This window comes from Halomonas saccharevitans, from assembly GCF_900116405.1.
In the GTDB taxonomy this organism is placed as follows: domain Bacteria; phylum Pseudomonadota; class Gammaproteobacteria; order Pseudomonadales; family Halomonadaceae; genus Halomonas; species Halomonas saccharevitans.
The window spans coordinates 122,565-139,130 of record NZ_FPAQ01000002.1 but is presented as its reverse complement, the minus strand read 5'-3'; the positions used below and the strand labels follow the sequence as shown (position 1 = coordinate 139,130).

Here is a 16,566-nt window from a genome sequence, read left to right as displayed (position 1 = left end):
CCGGATCATCCCCGCGGCTGCGGGGACCGGACTAATTGTAGCCGCTTGTTTATCAAGAAGAAATTCGCCAACGGAATTTCCACCGGCCATATTGGTGATTTTTTAACCAGGTCACATTGTTAAAGATCAAGGAAAATCAATCAGTTGGATGAGAGGGCAGAAAACGCACCAGCCGCAGTCCGTCATGATCGATCGGCTCACGGCGATTGGCGCCATAGGTCTGAAACTCGAACCCCGACTCATGATTGCTGGCCCAGGCCATGGCAACGTTGCCCTCTTCGGCCAGTGCATCGATCTGTTCCCAGATCATTTCGCGTACACGCTTGGTGACATCGCCAACGTAGACGCCGGCGCGAATCTCGAGCAGCCAGATGGCGAGCCGCCCACGCAGGCGCGGCGGTACCGCCTCGGTTACCACGACCAGCATCGCCATATCATTGACTCCGGTGTCCCTGATCACCGATGGAAGGCGGCTCGGGAATGGCCGGCGGCATGGCCTCGGGGGCCGGCGGCGGCGGCTCGATCTCACCGGCGGCCAACACCTCCTCGATCATCGGAATCAGCCGCTGCAGCAGCTTGGTCTGCTTGAAGGCGTCGCGGCAGGCGATGCGTACCTCCCGCTCGGGCGAGACCGGATTGCGTGCCGCTACCCGAAAGGCGGCGGGCACCACCGTCTCGAACTTCACGATATCCGCAATATCGTAGACGAAACTCTGCGGCTTTCCGGTATGCAAGAAGCCGATCGCGGGCGCATAGCCGGCCGCCAGTATCGCCGCTTCGGTGATGCCATAGAGGCAGGCCGTCGCGGCAGACAGGCACTGATTGGCCACGTCAGAGGCACTCCATTGGCTGGGATCGTAGCGCCGACCTTGCCACTTAACGCCGTACTGCCGGGCAAGCAACTGGTAGGTCTTGCGAACCCGCGCGCCTTCCATGCCACGCAGCTGATCCACGCTGCGCCGCGAGGGCGGCGGTTCGCCGAAACGCAGCTCGAACATCTTGCGCACGACCTTTAGGCGCAGCGAATCATCCAGCGCCAGCTGCGCCTGATAGAGCAGCTTGTCAGAACGCGCCCCGCCGGGCTGGCCTGCGCTGTAGAGCCGCACCCCCGCATCGCCGACCCAGATCAACAGCGTCCCGACGACCGACGCCAGCTTGACGGCCGCATGCGAGATGCGGGTGCCCGGTTCGAGCAGCAGGCAGGCCACCGCCCCTACGGGAATGTGCATGCGTTCCCCGTTCACCTCATCGATGACAACGAAGGCTCCGTCACGCACATCGATCTGCCCCATGCCGACGAAAATCATCGACATGCGGTCCTTCTCGGGAATCGGCTTGAGGGGAATAAAGCCCATGGTGGCCTCCCTGCCAGTGATGTGACGTTATGGGCGGCGCAGCAGCATCAGGCCGCAGCCAAAGGCCTTGGCGCGCCCCAGACCATGCGCCAGGGTCTCGATCAGCCGCTCCGGCTCTGTGACTTCCAAAAGCCCCTCGTAGTCGACGCTGGAGAACTGGATGGCGTCTCGCCGCCCGGGCTTGTTCAGCTCATGCTGCCGATAGGCCCCAATCTCAGGGGTTACCGGCAGACGAAAACCGGCGCCCTCGGCCCTTGTCTTCAGCCAGTCACGGGCCGCCTGATCCATCGCCCTCGCGCACTCTTCGCTGGTGCGCTGCTCGGGAGAGAACGGCTTCTTCGCTGCCATCATCACGTCGGCTCGCTGCCCACGCTTACCCGCCACCGATTTCGCCACCGTGGGGTTGGCGCGCAGGCGAAAGGCCAGCTGATCGCCGGCGGCGAGCGCCGGGGCAAAGGGCTTGCACTGCACCTCCAGAAGCCCCAGGGACGCGGCCGGCTCACGATCGGAGAGCACATAGAAGAGCGGCAGCCCCTTGGGTGCCTTGTTCAGGCCGGCGTCCCCTTCTTCCATCTCCTGGCGAAACAGGAAAGGGCGCGCGCCGTCATGACCGGGGAAGAGTTGCCAGAGCAATTGGTGAGCGGCATACGCGCCGCCGCCCATGATCTCGAAGAGGCTTTCGCGGGAGAGGCCGTTGAGATCGACCCGCACACGTGAGAGATACATCAGCGCGCCTCCTTGGGGTTGGCATCGCGAGCGAAACGCCGATATTCGACGCGCGGCCCGAACTGCCAGCGGCGACGGTTCAGCGGTTGATCCCAGACATCATTGGACTCCACACCGCTGGCTTCGCCGTCCAGCCCCGCGGCGCCCCCTTCCCAGTAGTAGATCACGTCATCAGACAGCCGCAGCAGGCGCTGCTCGCCGGGATCGATGGGCGCGAAGTCGCTATCGAGCGCGGCCCGCAGCGTCTCGGCCGGCATCCGGCGAGGTGCCAGCGGGGCCGCCAGGGGGCAGGCCTTGCGCCCGAGATACAGCGTAAAGCGGGGCCGCTCTAGGGCGGCCTGTAGGGCTTCCAGCGAGATCGTCGCCGCCTCGGTGGCCCAGACCGCGACGGTCCATAGGCCGTCGCCGCGATAGTCGCGGCTGGAGAGAATGGTGTTGATGGCCTTGCGCGGCGCGTTGAGCTCGTCGCGGCGGGTGCGATAGGTCACCTTGGTCTGTGTCGAGGGCACCTGCGCGGTGTGATAATCCCGCAGCAAGGTGCCGGGCGAGCGCTGCTTGACGGCGATGCGAACGCTATCGTTGAGCGCCTGCTGACCGGCATCATCGTCGCGCCGGATGCCCAGCGCCGCGCCCAACAGCCCGATGATCGCGCTCCGCCCGGGATGCGTCGCGGTGGGGCGTGTCTCGCCCACCGCCGCCTCGCCCCAACTGGCGAGCGGGGCATAGAGCCGAAAGACCAGATACTCCCTCATGTCGGCTCCTTATTGCTCGGTATGCAGAAACTCGATCAGCGACGCGAGACTGCCGGTATGCACCTCACCGTCCAGATCGGGGGCCGTGTAATCCGGCTCGGCGGAGACCACGAAACGCCGCTCGGCCCCCGGGCCGTAGGCGGCGTCGAAGGCCTTGGCCTGGCGCTCCAGGCGAGCGATGGCCTCCAGTGACTGATCCTGGCTTTGAACAGGACGCAGGAAGGCCGCCGACAGCGAGCGCGGCTGCTGCTCGCCCTGCTCGGCGAGCACGTAGCTCGCATGCGCACGGGAGCCGAAGCTGTTCTGCTTCCCCTTGGGCGAGGTGCGTACGGCGGCTTCCACCAGGGCGGCGATGGCACGCTCGGCCAGCTCGCTATTGCCCCGAAGGTTGTCGACCAGCTGCGCGCGATCGATGCAGATGTAGGTGTAGAAGAGGCCCGCGCCGAAACCGGCCTCGCCCACGTGCGCGGCACCACGGTGCTCGTCGCCGGTATTGAGATCATCCACGGCGGTGAAGTAGTCGTCTTCGACCTCGGCGGCATGCACGGTGATGGCATGGGCCACCTGACAGGCCGCTTCGACGTTGTATGTCGGCACGGCGGCTAGCATGCGTCCGAACAGCGCGATATCGGCGGCAGCCGGCTTATGGCGCAGCAGATCCAGATCGTCCTTCTCGGGAGCGCGATGGTCGGCCGCCAGCGTCTCGACCAGAGCATCCACCGCGGCCTGTTCCTCGGGCCCGATATGCACCAGCTGACTGGTCGCCAGCTCATTTTTGGCCACATCGCCGAACACCTTGGCGATCTCGGTGGCCCAGGCCTTGGCGTCTTTCTCCTTTACGCCTTTCTCCATCAGGCGATCACAGGCCTCGATGCCGACACGCTTGGTGCGCTTGCCGCGATGCTCGCCCAGCGCCTCTTCGAACAGTGCCGAGGTGCGCCAGGTGCGCTTGAGGCTTTGTGACGACACCCGCAGACGCTTGGCGCCGCCCATGATGGCGGTCTTGGGCCGGCCCAGGTCATCGCGGTTGAGGTTGGCCGGCGGATAAGAGGTCAGCAGATGCAGCTGGATGAAATGGCTCATGGTCAAATTCCCTGTCGTCGTCTTGGCAATGTAAGAGCGGTCAGTCGCTCTCGCGCTGGTACTTCGCCAGCGCGTCGAAGTAGTCGTTGGCCCACACGAAACCGAGCCGCTTCGAGGGCTGAGCCGCCGGCTGGCCTCGATATTCACGCCACCACAGGGCGATGTTGTCGGCCAGGTGCACCACGCTGATATCGCGCTTGTCGATCAGCGCCAGGGCACGGCGCAATCGCTGCACCAGCTCATCCGGCGAATGGCAGTCCATTAGCTGCTGGAAGCGCAGCTCGCTCATGCGGGGCTTGCCGGTGCCGTTCTTCTCTTGCCCCAGTCGGCTGCCCAGGGTGGCGCTGGGCGTTTCGTCACGCAGCTCGGCCAGCACCAGGGCGATGCAGGCCCACTGCTGCAGGCGCGCGTCGCGAGGAACCGCTGGCGCGTCCGGCAATCGCTGCCACAGATGGCGAAAGCCCTCGCTCAGCATGGCGGTCTCGGCCGACTCGCAGCGCTTGAGCCTGGCGCGCATGGCTTTCGGCCAGGGCGGCGCCTTGGTGTGAGTCGCCAATGCCTCTGGGCTCAAGGCCAAGCGCTGCCACCAGTGGCGCACCTGAAAGGCTTCCTCAGGCGACAGCGCCAAGAGTCGCTCTGGTGTCTTTTTCAGCGGCGGCGCGTCGGCCACCTCAGGCGTTTCCATCTGGCTCATGGCGCTGCCTCCTCGGTTGACGGGGTTCCTTGAGTGTTTGTCAGCGCGAAGCCGCCGTCCTTGGCGAACCGCGTCACGACCTTGCTGCCCTTGCTGTGCCCCGAGAGCCATGCCCGAAGCTGACGGTGCGCGCGGGTGATGCGTTTCATGTCCAACTCAAAGGCGGGACCGCTCAGCGCCTGGGCTTCGAACGACGTCAGCGCCTCGCGGCGCAGGGCGAGATACCAGGCCTTGGCCACCTGAGACGGCATATGGGGCCCCTCGCCCCGCTGGAGGGCCTGCTGCAGAGCGAACAGGGCGCGAAAGAACGCGGATTCGGTCGCTTCGTAGAACTGGCTGTCGATGGGCGTCAGATCGCCCTTGGCATCGGCGGGGCGCGAGAACCAGGCATTCTTGATCTGCGTCCGGGTCATCCAGGCCGTCTGGCGGGAAAGCTCAATGGAGGCCTGCACCCAGGTTCGCAGTAACTCCTGCTGGGCGGGCGGCACCGCGACCAGCGGCATTTCCACGCTGTACCAGCCGCGCGGTTTCATGTTGTCCATGTCGTAGCCGAAGACCCACAGGCGCGGCGTGAGCAACGCCTCGATGTCCTCGCCGAAACGGCGCTCCTGGGCCACGATATCCATCTTGTGGGTGAGATAGTCATGGATCACGGCCGCCGGCAGGGCACCGCTGCCCTCGGCATCGTCGAGCACCAGGTTCGACCAGTGCCGATAGCCCAGTCCGCCGGGCTGGCCCTTGGTGGATAGCGGTAGCTCGCTGGGTTTCTTGGGATCGCGCCGGTAGGGCGTCAACGGATGCTGCCAGGGGCCGTCGTAGTTGGCGCCATAGTTCTTGGCGCGAATCTCGCTCACCATGTGCGATGCCTGGCGGCCACAGAGGTCACAGCGGCCGTCACGCTCCTCGATCTCCAGCCGGAAACGCCGCGGCATGGCCCAGTAGGCATGTAGCGCATGCATGTGTTCAGGAAGGACTTCGCTGCCTTTCTTGTCGCTGATGCGCGTCGGCCCCATCCAGGGGAAGAGGGTGTCGTCACCGGCGCGCCTGTCGCTAGCGCGGCCTTTGGGCGCGATCGTCTCGATGGGAGCCACATTCAGCCACAGCCGCTGCCACAGGCTGGCATCCGCCTGATCGGGTAGCACCAGGGTGGTCAAGGGGCCACCACCGCGCAGTCCCACGCGATAACCGGCGCCGCCGGCAGGAGCATTGATCTGGGTGGTGAAAAGGGCCAGCGCCGCGCAGTCCTCGCAGATCGTATCGACCCGCCCCCGTTTGACGAAATGATCGGTATTCAGCTTGAGGCCGTTGGCCCCCGGCGAGTCGATCAGGAGTCCGGCGACAGGCCCAGGCTTGGCATCCTCCAACGGGTCGAGGTCCTGCATGAAGCTAGGCCCCTCCCCCGTCAGCTCGAAGGCCGCCGCGAAGGATGCGAAAGCTGCTTCCAGGGCCTCGACGCTGGGCGGCTCGAGATGACGATCCAACCACTCGCCATGATCCTCGGGGGGCCAGGCGGTCTGCAGCAGGCCGATCAGGAACTGATAGGCCGCGCCCTGGAAGTCGGCTCGAGGCAAGGCCAGATCGACGATATCGGGGTCGGCTATGGCGCTTGGCGGCCGGTAGACGATGCTTCCATCCCGGGCACGGAAGGGAAGCCAAGGGTCATGCAGTAGATTCATGAGCGCCCTCCTGGCGGTTCACAATATGAAGACTCAGTCTCTCGACTCGAATACCAATCCCCACTGGCGGTGATATTCACAGCCCCCATCCTCACTGGCGAGCCACGGCTGCACGAAGCGCAGCGCCTTGTAACGCTCCTGCAGAGCCTCCCACTGGGCCTGGTAGCGCTGCGGCAGGCTGGCCAGCTTGCCGGCCTGGCTCTGGCGCAGCTTGAGCTGGCTCAGCACGTCGGCGTGGCGCTCGCCATCGGCCCACAGCGTCAGGGCACCGTCGTCGTCGCGGGTCAGCAGCGCCACGTTGAGCGTTGGCTCATCGACCAGCCGCGTGCCGATCTCCTGCTCTTCCTGCCACTGATGCCGATTCCAGACGTAGCCGTCCTCGAGCACCAGGGCGTTGAAGTTCGCCATCGAGCCGGCCACGTTGTGCATGCCGCGTTGCTCCCAACGCGCTCCCTGTAGTCCATCGGGGACAAGGTCGGCAACTTCGCCATAAACGCCTTCGATCAAGGCTCTGGCGCACTCAGGCATGCGAATCTCTCCCTGCTCGCGCAGGACGCGCTGGGTCAGCCACAGCAAAGAGGTGTCGCGATAGACGGCGTGCGTGCCCGGCAGGGCGCGCTTCAGCCAATGCTCATCCGGATCTTCCGACCATTCGGGCGCCAGTATCTTAAGCACCGGCGGGCGCCGAACCCCGCGAACGTGACGCTGCAGTCGGCCGGCGCGCTGCACCAGCAGGTCAATGGGCGCCAGGTCGCTGATCATGAGGTCGACATCGCAATCGAGCGACTCCTGGAAGACCTGCGTGCTGATCAACACCTGACCACGACGCCCCTCGGGCGTGGACGCCTTGCCCAGCCGGCCGATGACCTCGGACTCGATCCGCTGGCGATCGCACATCGCAAAGCGGCTGTGGAACAGCAAGCAGCGCTCCGGCGTCGGATGGCGCTGATGAATGGCCTCGAAGGCACGAATCGCGTCATCCACGGTGTTACGCACCCAGGCGACACATTCGCCAGCCTCGACGGCAGCCATCACGGCCTCGATGGCCTGATCTTCTCGGGTGAGCCACTCGACGCCGACGGCCCGCGACACCTCTGGTCTGGCCGCCAGGGCGACCTCGCGAGGCGCCTCCTGGGTGACATGGGTCAGCAGCGGGAAGTCATCCTTCGTCATCCGCTGGGGAGCGAGGCCCAGCCCATCTCGCCAGGCCGCGCCCAGAGCATGGCGCATGGCCTGGGGTAACGTGGCGGTCAACAAAATGGCGCTGCCGCCCTGTCGGGCGTGATGGCTCAGCAGCTGGCCGAGCAGCGTCTGCATGTAGTGATCGTAGGCGTGGACCTCGTCGACGATCAGCACCTTGCGGGCCAGGCCATATAAGCGCAGCGACTGGTGACGAAACGGCAGCAGGCCCATCAGCACCTGATCGATGGTGCCGACGCCGACGTCGGCCAACAGGGCCTTCTTGCGCGAATCGGCGAGCCAGCGGTTGCACTGGGCGGACGCCGTGGCCTCGCCGGGTGCGTAGTCGCGATCCCCCGGCTGGGGCCGGTCGATGGCAAGCGTGAAGTCTTCATTCAGCTTACTGGCGCCGTGGGCGAGCACGAAAGAGGGGCAGGAATCGGCGGCATAAAAGCGGCGGTGAAGGGCGCCGAGACGGGCATACATGGCATTGGAGGTCGCCATGGTGGGCAGGGCAAAATAGAGCCCCTCACCATGTCCGGCCGCCAGCAGTCGTTGAGTCAGGATGCAGGCGGCTTCGGTCTTACCGGCACCGGTGGTGTCTTCGAGGATGAACAGCTGCGGGCCCGGCGACAGCGCCAGCGTCTCGGCCTCATGCTGCAAAGGCGTTGGCGTGACCGCTTGACCATCGAACCAAGAGGAGAGGCCGGCATAGGGTCGCGGCTCGGGCAACCGCATGAATCCGGTGTCACTCAGGGCCTGCTTGGCGCGCGGCTGGGCGTGGCGTGTCCAGTAGGACGCCAGCGATATCTCGTCGCGACAGTAGGGAAAATGCGCCTGGTTTGAACCCAACCAATCACTGAGGGTGGCCCAGCCGGCGATGGTCCAGCTCAGTGTTTGGAAGGCCTGCAGCCATTCGACAGAGACCAGGTTGTCGATGGGCCACTCAACCTCGATGAGGCGAGCCCAGTCGGCGACAAATCCCCGTGAGACGTCAACATCATCCGCGCCGTCATCACGCCCGAAGAAGCGCGACAGATCCAGCGAGGCGCCGGTCACCGGCTGGCCATGATGACCGAACATGGGCGCCAGCAAGATGGGCAGCGATTCGATCAAACGGCGGCGCGTCTGGCGCTCCGGCAACCCTTCCGGCCAGAGAAGAGTGCCATCGCTCAGCCATTCGACCCAGCACTCTTGCCATAGCAAAGCCCCCAGCCGATCGTGGCGCGCGCTGTATTCGAAGCGAGGCAGGGCAGGCACGAGCAGGCTTTCTTGCAACTGCGCAAGCCCCTGGAATGCCCGCGAAAACTTGCCGAGATCGTGTAGCCCCAGCAGGAAGACGAAGAAGCGCCTAAGCGCTTCGGGCGTCATTTCTAACTGTGAGGCCAGGCGCTGGGTCAAGGATCTTTCGGGCGACAGCAGATACCAACCAACGGCCGCCACATCGAGGTTGTGATAGGGCAACAGGTGATATGGCGCTCCATCTGCACCTGCAGGCCTGGCCTTGCCCCAATAGAGGTAATACGACATCCCTGTCTCTCTTTCCTCATAGGCGATAGGACCCATCCAAGCACGCCAAACTTCGCTTTGCCATCCCCTTAACGTCTATCCAGCCCTCGTTTGATTCAAGCCCTGTCACGGCTCATCTCCAACCGACGAGGCTTACTGCAAAAGCTCTTGCATTGCGGACTCGAGAGCTCTTCCGCGCCTCAACATCCAGGCATTGAGCCCCTGGAGCCCGACTTACGGGTAAAGGAATAGCTTTCGGGGCCGATACCGAGTTACTGCGTTAAATCCCGAGGAGGCTCCCCCTTGAAATCAGATGCCCGCTCCAAACCCCGCCTTGCCATGACGATCCAGACGAAGGTGCTCGCCCTGGTGCTGATACCGCTGTTCCTGGCAACGGCCATCCTGGTCACCAAGGCCGCCCTGGTGAGCCAGGAAAAGACCAAGACGCTGCTCGAAGAACAGCGGGCTTCCCTCATGGAGAACCGCCAGGCCGCCGTACAGGATGTCGTGCGAACGGCCGTGTCCTCGATCCAGCCGATCATCGAGAATGACGGCCTGACGACGCAGCAGGCGACACGGCGCGCTGCCGATGCGCTGCGCAGCGTCGCGTTCGGAAAGGACAACTACCTGTTTGTCTACGACGCCCAGGGCATCAACGTCGCGTCGCGACTCAACCCGGAGAACGAGGGGGTCAGCATGCTGGCGGCGAAGGACGCCGACGGTAAGCCGCTCGTCAGCGACATGCTCGAGATCGCCAAGAACGGGGGAGGGTTCTACGACTACACGTGGGAGCACCCGGTATCCGGCCAGCCTTCCCCCAAGGTCAGCTATGTCATGTCCATTCCTGAGTGGGAGTGGATGGTTGGGGCTGGTGTCTACACCACGGACATCGACGCCGCGATGGCAGACGCCCAGGCGGTGGCCACCGCCGGTCTCCGCCAGTCCGTCATTACCGATATCGTGTTCGGGGTGGTGATGTTTGCGCTGGTGGCCTTGCTGGCCCTGGTGCTGGTGCGCCGCACGGTGCGGCCAATACGCATCACCGCCGACGCCATGCGCGACATTGCCCATGGCAAGGGCGATCTGACCAAGCGCCTGCAGGTCACCTCGCACGACGAACTCGGAGAGCTGTCGATCGAGTTCAACGCCTTCGTCAGCCGGATGCAGGAGACACTGCAGGAAGTCCGCGCCAGCAGCGACCAGGTCTTCAGCGCCTCGGGGGAGATCGCCGAAGGCAGCCAGGAGCTGGCGACTCGGACGGAACAGGCCGCGGCCAACCTGCAGGAGACGTCCTCTTCCATGGAGCAGATCTCCGCCAACGTGGCTCACGCGGCCGATGGCGCGAAGCAAGGCGAGAGCCTGGCACGCAGTGCCGCTACGGTGGCCGAGGAGGGTCAGGGGGCGATGCAGCAGGTCGAGACGACCATGACCGACATCGCCAAGTCGGGCAGCCAGATCCGCGACATCATCACCCTGATCGATGGCATCGCCTTCCAGACCAACATCCTGGCGCTCAATGCCTCGGTCGAGGCCGCGAGAGCCGGCGAACACGGGAGAGGGTTCGCCGTGGTGGCAAGCGAGGTGCGCACCCTGGCCAGTCGCAGCGCGGATGCGTCGAAGGAGATCCGCACGCTGATCGACGAGTCGACGACCCACACGGACACCGGCACGCAGCTGGTCGCGGGAGCCGGCGATAAGATTCGCGAGATCGTCGACAGCGTCAGCCAGATGGCGGGCGTGATGACCGAGATCAGCGCGGGGGCGGGTGAGCAAAGCTCCGGCATCACCCAGATCAACACCGCCGTCTCCGAGATGGACGCCATGACCCAGCAGAATGCCTCGATGGTGCAGCAGACCTCCACCGCCGCCGTGGAGCTTCGCCGGCATGCGGGCAAGCTCAATGAGCTGGTCGGCTCCTTCATTCTCGGAGAGAGCGAAGCCCCCCAGGCGAGCAGGGAGTCTCGCACGCAGACTACGCCCCCGATGCGCACGCCACCCCAGTCCCACGCGGCAAAGAGCACCTCGCGCGCAGACGAGGTAGCCGAGTGGGAGTCGTTCTAACCGCCCGGCAGGCAACCGAATCGCCGCAGCGCCGGACCGCCGGACCGCCGGAACGCCGGAACGCCGGAACGCCGGAACGCCGGAACGCCAATATCGGCCGCTCCGGCGGCGGCGCCTCGAGAGAGCATCATGACACTGCGCCGTGCACTCCTGAGTGCGCGGCGCAGTGCCGTCATCATCCTCAGAAGGTGTAGATCACCCCGGCGGTGAGCATGTCGAGATCATTGATCTCGTCGGCGTCGATGCGCTCGTACTCCAGCCGGCCGCTCAGGCCGAACAGCCCCAGCCGCGCGCCCACGCCGTAGACCGGATCGGTGCCGGAGCGGTCGCCGAGCCCACGGCCGCGACGCTCGGCGTCCCAGTCGGCCATGCCGGCCTTGGCGTAAAGGCCCAGCGGGCCGAAGCTCAGCCCGGCCAGCCCCATGGCCTGGACGCTCTCGACCTCGAGGGTCGCCGAGCGGCCGCCCACCTCGCCATCGAGCTCGCCGGTGTTGACGTAGCTCACCTCGGCGCCGAGATCGATCAACGGCAGCCAGCCGAAGTGATAGCCGCCGGTGAGTTTCCAGTGGCTCGTCTCGTCGTCGAAGTCGCCATCAGCGTGGGTCTCGCCGGCGCCGGCTCCGACATAGAAGCCGGTGCCGGCGGCCATGGCGGGCGCTGCGCTCAGCGCAAGGGCCGAGGCCAGGCCGGCGGCCATCAGGGGGCGAAAGAAGAACGTCCGAGGCATGTCATCACTCCTGTGAGCCTTTCAGGGAGCGGCGAGTGTACGCGACCACGCGGCGACACCACAGCCCGCGGCCGTGGCGCGCCTCGCAAGCCTTGGGATGTTCGTCCGCGGAGGGCCTTGCCTAGCCGTTGAGCCACCAGGTGGCGGCATTGAGGTAGGCGGCGAAGCTCACCCAGGCGAGATAAGGCACCAGCAGCCAGGCGGCGGCGGGCGAGACCCGGGCGAAGCGGCGGATCGTCAGGGCGATCAGCCCCCACAGCAGCAGCAGGTCGAGCAGCGCCAGGCCCATCCAGTGCAGGCCGAAGAAGAGAATCGACCAGAGCGCGTTGGCGACGAGCTGGGCCAGGAAGGGCCAGAGGGTCTGCCAGCGCGCCGCGGGCGGTACCGCCAGGGTGACCCGCCAGGCGGCCAGTGCCATCAGCAGGTAGAGCGTGCTCCAGGCAATGGGGAAGGCGAGGTCGGGCGGCGTGAGCGGCGGCTTGGTAAGGCCTGCATACCAGTCGCCGGGCGGGGTGGCGATGCCGGTCAGGGCGGCCAGCGCCACCAGCGCCAGCCAGCCCGTCAGCACCAGGGCGGAACGCATCGCGGTCATGATCACTCCATGTCATGGTGAATTCGGTATCGTAGGCGGTGGCTGTCCTGCCGTGAAGCGTATGTGCTGGGAGAGAAACATGGACGAGATCCTGGATGCCCTCATCGTGGGCGGCGGCATGGTCGGCGCGACGACCGCCGCGGCGCTGGCTCAGGCCGGCATGCGCGTGGCGCTGGTGGAGGGCGGCGAGCCGCCCGCGGCGATCCCCGATGACGCCCCCTTTGACCTGCGGGTATCGTCGCTCAACCTCGCCTCCCAGCGCCTGCTGGAGGCGATCGGCGCCTGGGACCACATCCCCGAGGCCCGGCGCTGCCCCTTCCGGCATATCGAGGCCAGCGACGAGTCCGGCCAGCGCCATGTCCACTTCGGCGCCGAGGCGCTCGAGCTGCCGGACTTCGGCCACTTCGTCGAGAATCGGGTGATCCGCCGCGCCCTGTGGCAGCGCCTTTCCGAGCTGCCGCAGGTGAGGGTCATCTGCCGCGCCGGCCCGGTGGCCTGGCTCCCCGGCGGGCAGCACGGCCTGCTGGAGCTCGACGACGGCCGGCTGCTGGCCGCGCGGCTGGTGGTGGGGGCCGACGGGGCCGGCTCGCGTACCCGGGCGCTTGCCGGCATCGCCACCCGCGACGAGGACTATGGCCAGCGCGCCCTGATCATCAATGTGCGTACCCGGCTGCCCCAGCAGGATGTGAGCTGGCAGCGCTTCACCGCCAGCGGACCCAGGGCGATGCTGCCACTGCCCGGCCACCACGCCTCGCTGGTGTGGTATGACGGCGACGCGGCCACCCGAGCCCGCGAGGCGCTCGACGACGAGGCGCTGCGCCAGGCCATCGAGCGCGACTTCCCCGAGCGCCTGGGAGGCGTCGAGGCGGTGCTGGGTCGCGCCAGCTTTCCCATCCGCCGCCGCCACGCCGAGCGCTACGTGCGCCCGCGCCTGGCGCTGGTGGGCGACGCCGCCCATGTGATCCACCCGCTGGCCGGCCAGGGGCTCAACCTCGGCCTGCAGGATGCCGAGGCGCTGAGTCGCCGAGTAACCGCCGCCTTCCGGGCCGGTCAGGATCCGGGCGATCGTCGGGTGCTGGCCGGCTATGGCCGGGAGCGGCGCCCCCAGACACTCGCGATGATCGCCGCCATGGAGACCTTCCATCGGGTATTCACCGGGGCGGCGCCCCTGCGCCAGGCCGGGGGCGCCGGGCTGGCGCTGGCCGACCGCCTGGAGAGTGCCAAGCGGCAGGTGATGCGCCACGCCTTGGGGCTCTGACCACGGACGATGACAGGCATGCGGGAAGGCGACGGGGCGGTGGCCCGGGCACGTATTGTTATGTTATAACTTTCGCCGCATTCCCGGAGGCGTACCCCCATGGCACACCGACACCACCGGCATCGCCCCGAAGGGCCCTGCCACTTCTCGCTGATGTCGCTCTCCGCGACGCGCCGGCTGCTGCTCGTCGCCGCGCCGCTGGCCGCCCTGTGGCTGGCGGTCTCGTGGGCCGCGGGGTGGTGGTCCTGATGTCGCGCCTGCAACTCCACGACCTGCAGCTGGCCCGCGGCGGCCAGACGATCCTCGAGCACCTCGACGGGCGCTTCATGGACGGCGCCATCACGGCGCTGATCGGCGCCAACGGCGCCGGCAAGAGCACCCTGATCGCGGCGATCATGGGCATGCTGTCGCCCGTCGACGGGCGAGTCGAGTGCGTGGTACCCCGCGAGCGCCGTGCCTGGCTGCCCCAGCAGCTGGCGCTGGACCTGACCTTCCCGATGAGCGTGGAAGAGCTGATCATGAGCGGCACCTGGCCGAGCCACGGCGCCCTGAAGGGTTACTGCGGCCCCCACTACCGTCGCTGCCGCGAGATCATGGCCAAGCTGGGCATCTCCTCGCTGGCCCACCGCCCGCTGGGCGAACTCTCCGGCGGCCAGCGCCAGCGCGCACTGTTCGGCCGCACCCTGATGCAGGAGGCCGAGCTGCTGCTGCTCGACGAGCCCTTCGCCAATGTCGACATCGAGACGGTGGACGTGCTGATGGAGGTGCTGCGCGAGATGGCCCGTGCCGGCACCACCATCATCGTGGTGCTCCACGACATGGAGCAGCTAGCCCGCCTGGCCGACGACGTGCTGCTGCTTTCCGGCGGCCACGGCCGCTGGGTGCGCCCCGACGCCCTGCTCGACCACCACAGCGGCCTGGTGCCCCGCGCACCGCGCCTGCCCCTGACCTTTCCGGATGCTTCCCATGCTGGCACTGCTTGACGCCTGGCTGATCGCCCCCTTCGACTACGGTTTCATGCAGCGCGCCCTGGTGGCCGGGCTGGCGCTGTCGCTGGCCGCCCCGCCGCTGGGCGTGTTTTTGATGCTGCGCGGCATGAGCCTGATCGGCGACGCCATGGCCCACGCCATCCTGCCCGGGGTCGCGCTGGGCTTTCTGGCTGCCGGCTTCTCGCTGCCGATGATGAGCCTCGGCGGCATCCTCTCGGGGCTCTTGATCGCGGTGCTCGCCGGCAGCGTGTCGCAGATGACCGGCCACAAGGAGGATTCGGCCATGGCCAGCTTCTTCCTCATCTCGCTGGCCGCGGGCGTGATGCTGGTGTCGCTGGGCGGCAGCAGCGTCGATCTCACCCACGTGCTGTTCGGCTCGATCCTGGCCGTCGACTCCACTGCCCTGATCCTGATCGCCGGCATCAGCAGCCTGATCGTGATCACCCTGGCGGTAATCTTCCGCGCCCTGGTGGTGGAGTGCCTCGACCCGCTGTTCCTGCGCGGCCAGGGGGTGCGCGGCGGCCTCGTTCACGGCACCTTCCTCGGCCTGGTGGTGCTCAACCTCACCGCCGGTTTCCAGACGCTGGGCACCCTGATGGCCGTGGGCCTGATGATGCTTCCCGCCACCACGGCGCGCTTCTGGAGCCAGCGCCTGGAGGGGCTGATCGCCATCGCCATCGCCATCGCGCTGGTGGCGAGCACCGGCGGGCTGCTGCTCTCCTATCACCTGAGCCTGCCCTCGGGCCCGGCGATCATCCTGCTGGCCGGCCTCGGCTACGTGCTCTCCGCGCTGTTCGGCCGCCACCATAGCCTCACCGCCCGCCGGCGCCGCCATGCCATGCCGCTGGGCGCCCCCGAACCCGACTGACGCCCCCAACGAAGGAAGCCTCCATGCGCCTCTCCCGATCTCTTGCCCTGCTCGCCGGGATGTCCACCCTGCTGGCCCTGCCCGCCGCCCTGGCCGCCGAGCGCGTCCAGGTGGTCACCAGCTTCAGCGTGCTCGCCGACATGATCGACCAGGTCGGCGGCGAGCACGTCGAGGTGACATCGCTGGTCGGGCCGGACAGCGACGCCCACGTCTACTCGCCGCGCCCCACCGATGCCCGCCGGCTCGCCGAGGCGGACCTGGTGGTCTTCAACGGCCTGCAGTTCGAGGGCTGGATGGAGCGGCTGATCGACGCCAGCGACTTCGCGGGCCCGCTGGTGGTGGCGACCGACGGCCTCGAGGCACATCTCGGCGCCGCCGAGGACGACGGCCACGATGACGAACACGGCGAACACGCCGACCACGACCATGGTCACGAACATGGCGGGACCGACCCCCACGCCTGGCAGGACCTGGGGCTGGGCGAGGTCTATGTGGATAACATCCGCGACGGCCTGATCGCCGCCGACCCGGCTCACGGCGATGCCTACCGAGCCAACGCCGAGCGCTATCTCGACGCCATCGCCGCCGCCGACGACGAACTTCGCGCCCTGCTCGACGAGATCCCCGACGAGACCGCCGTGATCACCGGCCACGCCTCCTTCGGCCACTTCGCCCGCGCCTACGGCCTGCGCTTCCTCTCGCCCCAGGGGCTCTCCACCGCGGGCGAGCCGAGCGCGGCCAACATGGCGCGGCTGATCGACGTGATCCGCGAGCAGAACGTGCGGGCGCTGTTCCACGAGAACATGACCAGCCCCGCCATGATCGATCAGCTCGCCGAGGAGACCGATCTGCCGGTGGCCGGCACCCTCTATGCCGATGCCCTGGCGAACGACGGCGAGGCCTCGAGCTGGCTCGGCATGATGCGCCACAACGCACGGGTGCTCCACGATGCCCTGGCCGAACCGGGCCGTAATCATAAAGAGCCGGGCCATAAAGAGCCGGGCCATGAAGCGCCGGGGCATGAGGGGAACGGCGACGCTCACGGCCACACCGACGAGGAAGCAGCGGCGCACGACCACGCGCACTGAATCTTCACG

Annotated in this window: 16 protein-coding genes; 6 read left to right on the top strand and 10 right to left on the bottom strand. The window is 66.9% G+C overall.

The window, feature by feature from the left end; genetic code table 11:
- Positions 1-136: 136 nt before the first annotated feature.
- The 8 genes from cas2e to BM388_RS01765 are packed head-to-tail and all read right to left on the bottom strand — an operon-like array spanning position 137 to position 8,995.
- Positions 137-433 carry a type I-E CRISPR-associated endoribonuclease Cas2e gene (gene cas2e, locus BM388_RS01800; RefSeq protein WP_089846573.1) on the bottom strand — a complete coding sequence of 99 codons (297 nt, stop codon included), beginning with the start codon at positions 431-433 and terminating at the stop codon, positions 137-139.
- 1 nt (position 434) lies between these two features.
- Entirely contained in the window at positions 435-1,355 is a 921-nt protein-coding gene (gene cas1e, locus BM388_RS01795) for a type I-E CRISPR-associated endonuclease Cas1e (protein ID WP_089846571.1), read from the bottom strand.
- Positions 1,356-1,382: 27 nt separating this feature from the next.
- Positions 1,383-2,081: a type I-E CRISPR-associated protein Cas6/Cse3/CasE gene (cas6e, locus tag BM388_RS01790; RefSeq protein ID WP_089846569.1), complete on the bottom strand. Its 699-nt coding sequence runs from the start codon at positions 2,079-2,081 to the stop codon at positions 1,383-1,385.
- On the bottom strand, positions 2,081-2,833 hold the full coding sequence (cas5e, locus tag BM388_RS01785) for a type I-E CRISPR-associated protein Cas5/CasD (RefSeq protein ID WP_089846567.1): 753 nt from the start codon (positions 2,831-2,833) through the stop codon (positions 2,081-2,083). The genes cas6e and cas5e overlap by 1 nt, the downstream gene beginning before the upstream one ends.
- Positions 2,834-2,842: 9 nt before the next feature.
- The gene (gene cas7e / locus BM388_RS01780) at positions 2,843-3,916 is read right to left on the bottom strand and encodes a type I-E CRISPR-associated protein Cas7/Cse4/CasC (RefSeq protein ID WP_089846565.1); all 1,074 of its coding nucleotides are present in this window, start codon (positions 3,914-3,916) and stop codon (positions 2,843-2,845) included.
- 40 nt (positions 3,917-3,956) lie between these two features.
- Positions 3,957-4,610 carry a type I-E CRISPR-associated protein Cse2/CasB gene (gene casB, locus BM388_RS01775; protein ID WP_089846563.1) on the bottom strand — a complete coding sequence of 218 codons (654 nt, stop codon included), beginning with the start codon at positions 4,608-4,610 and terminating at the stop codon, positions 3,957-3,959.
- Positions 4,607-6,286, bottom strand: coding sequence for a type I-E CRISPR-associated protein Cse1/CasA (gene casA / locus BM388_RS01770; protein WP_089846561.1), 1,680 nt, complete (start codon positions 6,284-6,286; stop codon positions 4,607-4,609). The genes casB and casA overlap by 4 nt, the downstream gene beginning before the upstream one ends.
- A gap of 33 nt (positions 6,287-6,319) precedes the next feature.
- Positions 6,320-8,995: a CRISPR-associated helicase/endonuclease Cas3 gene (locus tag BM388_RS01765; protein ID WP_089846559.1), complete on the bottom strand. Its 2,676-nt coding sequence runs from the start codon at positions 8,993-8,995 to the stop codon at positions 6,320-6,322.
- Positions 8,996-9,277: 282 nt separating this feature from the next.
- Between BM388_RS01765 and BM388_RS01760 the strand changes: the two genes are divergently transcribed.
- Positions 9,278-11,035 carry a methyl-accepting chemotaxis protein gene (locus BM388_RS01760; RefSeq protein ID WP_245781433.1) on the top strand — a complete coding sequence of 586 codons (1,758 nt, stop codon included), beginning with the start codon at positions 9,278-9,280 and terminating at the stop codon, positions 11,033-11,035.
- A 181-nt stretch (positions 11,036-11,216) separates the two neighbouring features.
- Here the strand turns inward: BM388_RS01760 and BM388_RS01755 are convergent, their stop codons facing one another.
- Both BM388_RS01755 and BM388_RS01750 read right to left on the bottom strand, forming a co-directional pair.
- Entirely contained in the window at positions 11,217-11,762 is a 546-nt protein-coding gene (locus BM388_RS01755; protein WP_089846557.1) for an outer membrane beta-barrel protein, read from the bottom strand.
- A 121-nt stretch (positions 11,763-11,883) separates the two neighbouring features.
- Complete coding sequence (locus BM388_RS01750; protein WP_089846555.1) at positions 11,884-12,354, bottom strand: TspO/MBR family protein; 471 nt, start codon at positions 12,352-12,354, stop codon at positions 11,884-11,886.
- Positions 12,355-12,433: 79 nt separating this feature from the next.
- On the opposite strand from BM388_RS01750, the gene BM388_RS01745 reads away from it, so the two are divergent.
- The 5 genes from BM388_RS01745 (at position 12,434) to BM388_RS01730 (ending at position 16,557) form a co-directional block, all read left to right on the top strand.
- Positions 12,434-13,612: a UbiH/UbiF/VisC/COQ6 family ubiquinone biosynthesis hydroxylase gene (locus BM388_RS01745; protein ID WP_089846553.1), complete on the top strand. Its 1,179-nt coding sequence runs from the start codon at positions 12,434-12,436 to the stop codon at positions 13,610-13,612.
- 99 nt (positions 13,613-13,711) lie between these two features.
- Positions 13,712-13,861: a hypothetical protein gene (locus BM388_RS17780; RefSeq protein ID WP_175535013.1), complete on the top strand. Its 150-nt coding sequence runs from the start codon at positions 13,712-13,714 to the stop codon at positions 13,859-13,861.
- On the top strand, positions 13,861-14,595 hold the full coding sequence (locus BM388_RS01740; protein WP_089846551.1) for a metal ABC transporter ATP-binding protein: 735 nt from the start codon (positions 13,861-13,863) through the stop codon (positions 14,593-14,595). The genes BM388_RS17780 and BM388_RS01740 overlap by 1 nt, the downstream gene beginning before the upstream one ends.
- Positions 14,579-15,469 (top strand): metal ABC transporter permease, encoded by an 891-nt coding sequence (locus tag BM388_RS01735; RefSeq protein ID WP_089846549.1) that lies wholly within the window; start codon positions 14,579-14,581, stop codon positions 15,467-15,469. Before BM388_RS01740 ends, BM388_RS01735 begins: the two co-directional genes overlap by 17 nt.
- Before the next feature lie 23 nt (positions 15,470-15,492).
- The gene (locus BM388_RS01730; RefSeq protein ID WP_089846547.1) at positions 15,493-16,557 is read left to right on the top strand and encodes a metal ABC transporter solute-binding protein, Zn/Mn family; all 1,065 of its coding nucleotides are present in this window, start codon (positions 15,493-15,495) and stop codon (positions 16,555-16,557) included.
- Positions 16,558-16,566 lie beyond the last annotated feature (9 nt).

What these genes read in the sequence shown, in the direction of transcription:
- cas2e (WP_089846573.1), bottom strand. Translation starts at nt 433, where the DNA reads ATGGCGATGCTGGTCGTGGTAACCGAGGCGGTACCGCCGCGCCTGCGT.
- cas1e (WP_089846571.1), bottom strand. Translation starts at nt 1,355, where the DNA reads ATGGGCTTTATTCCCCTCAAGCCGATTCCCGAGAAGGACCGCATGTCG.
- cas6e (WP_089846569.1), bottom strand. Translation starts at nt 2,081, where the DNA reads ATGTATCTCTCACGTGTGCGGGTCGATCTCAACGGCCTCTCCCGCGAA.
- cas5e (WP_089846567.1), bottom strand. Translation starts at nt 2,833, where the DNA reads ATGAGGGAGTATCTGGTCTTTCGGCTCTATGCCCCGCTCGCCAGTTGG.
- cas7e (WP_089846565.1), bottom strand. Translation starts at nt 3,916, where the DNA reads ATGAGCCATTTCATCCAGCTGCATCTGCTGACCTCTTATCCGCCGGCC.
- casB (WP_089846563.1), bottom strand. Translation starts at nt 4,610, where the DNA reads ATGAGCCAGATGGAAACGCCTGAGGTGGCCGACGCGCCGCCGCTGAAA.
- casA (WP_089846561.1), bottom strand. Translation starts at nt 6,286, where the DNA reads ATGAATCTACTGCATGACCCTTGGCTTCCCTTCCGTGCCCGGGATGGA.
- BM388_RS01765 (WP_089846559.1), bottom strand. Translation starts at nt 8,995, where the DNA reads ATGTCGTATTACCTCTATTGGGGCAAGGCCAGGCCTGCAGGTGCAGAT.
- BM388_RS01755 (WP_089846557.1), bottom strand. Translation starts at nt 11,762, where the DNA reads ATGCCTCGGACGTTCTTCTTTCGCCCCCTGATGGCCGCCGGCCTGGCC.
- BM388_RS01750 (WP_089846555.1), bottom strand. Translation starts at nt 12,354, where the DNA reads ATGACCGCGATGCGTTCCGCCCTGGTGCTGACGGGCTGGCTGGCGCTG.
- BM388_RS01745 (WP_089846553.1), top strand. Translation starts at nt 12,434, where the DNA reads ATGGACGAGATCCTGGATGCCCTCATCGTGGGCGGCGGCATGGTCGGC.
- BM388_RS17780 (WP_175535013.1), top strand. Translation starts at nt 13,712, where the DNA reads ATGGCACACCGACACCACCGGCATCGCCCCGAAGGGCCCTGCCACTTC.
- BM388_RS01740 (WP_089846551.1), top strand. Translation starts at nt 13,861, where the DNA reads ATGTCGCGCCTGCAACTCCACGACCTGCAGCTGGCCCGCGGCGGCCAG.
- BM388_RS01735 (WP_089846549.1), top strand. Translation starts at nt 14,579, where the DNA reads ATGCTGGCACTGCTTGACGCCTGGCTGATCGCCCCCTTCGACTACGGT.
- BM388_RS01730 (WP_089846547.1), top strand. Translation starts at nt 15,493, where the DNA reads ATGCGCCTCTCCCGATCTCTTGCCCTGCTCGCCGGGATGTCCACCCTG.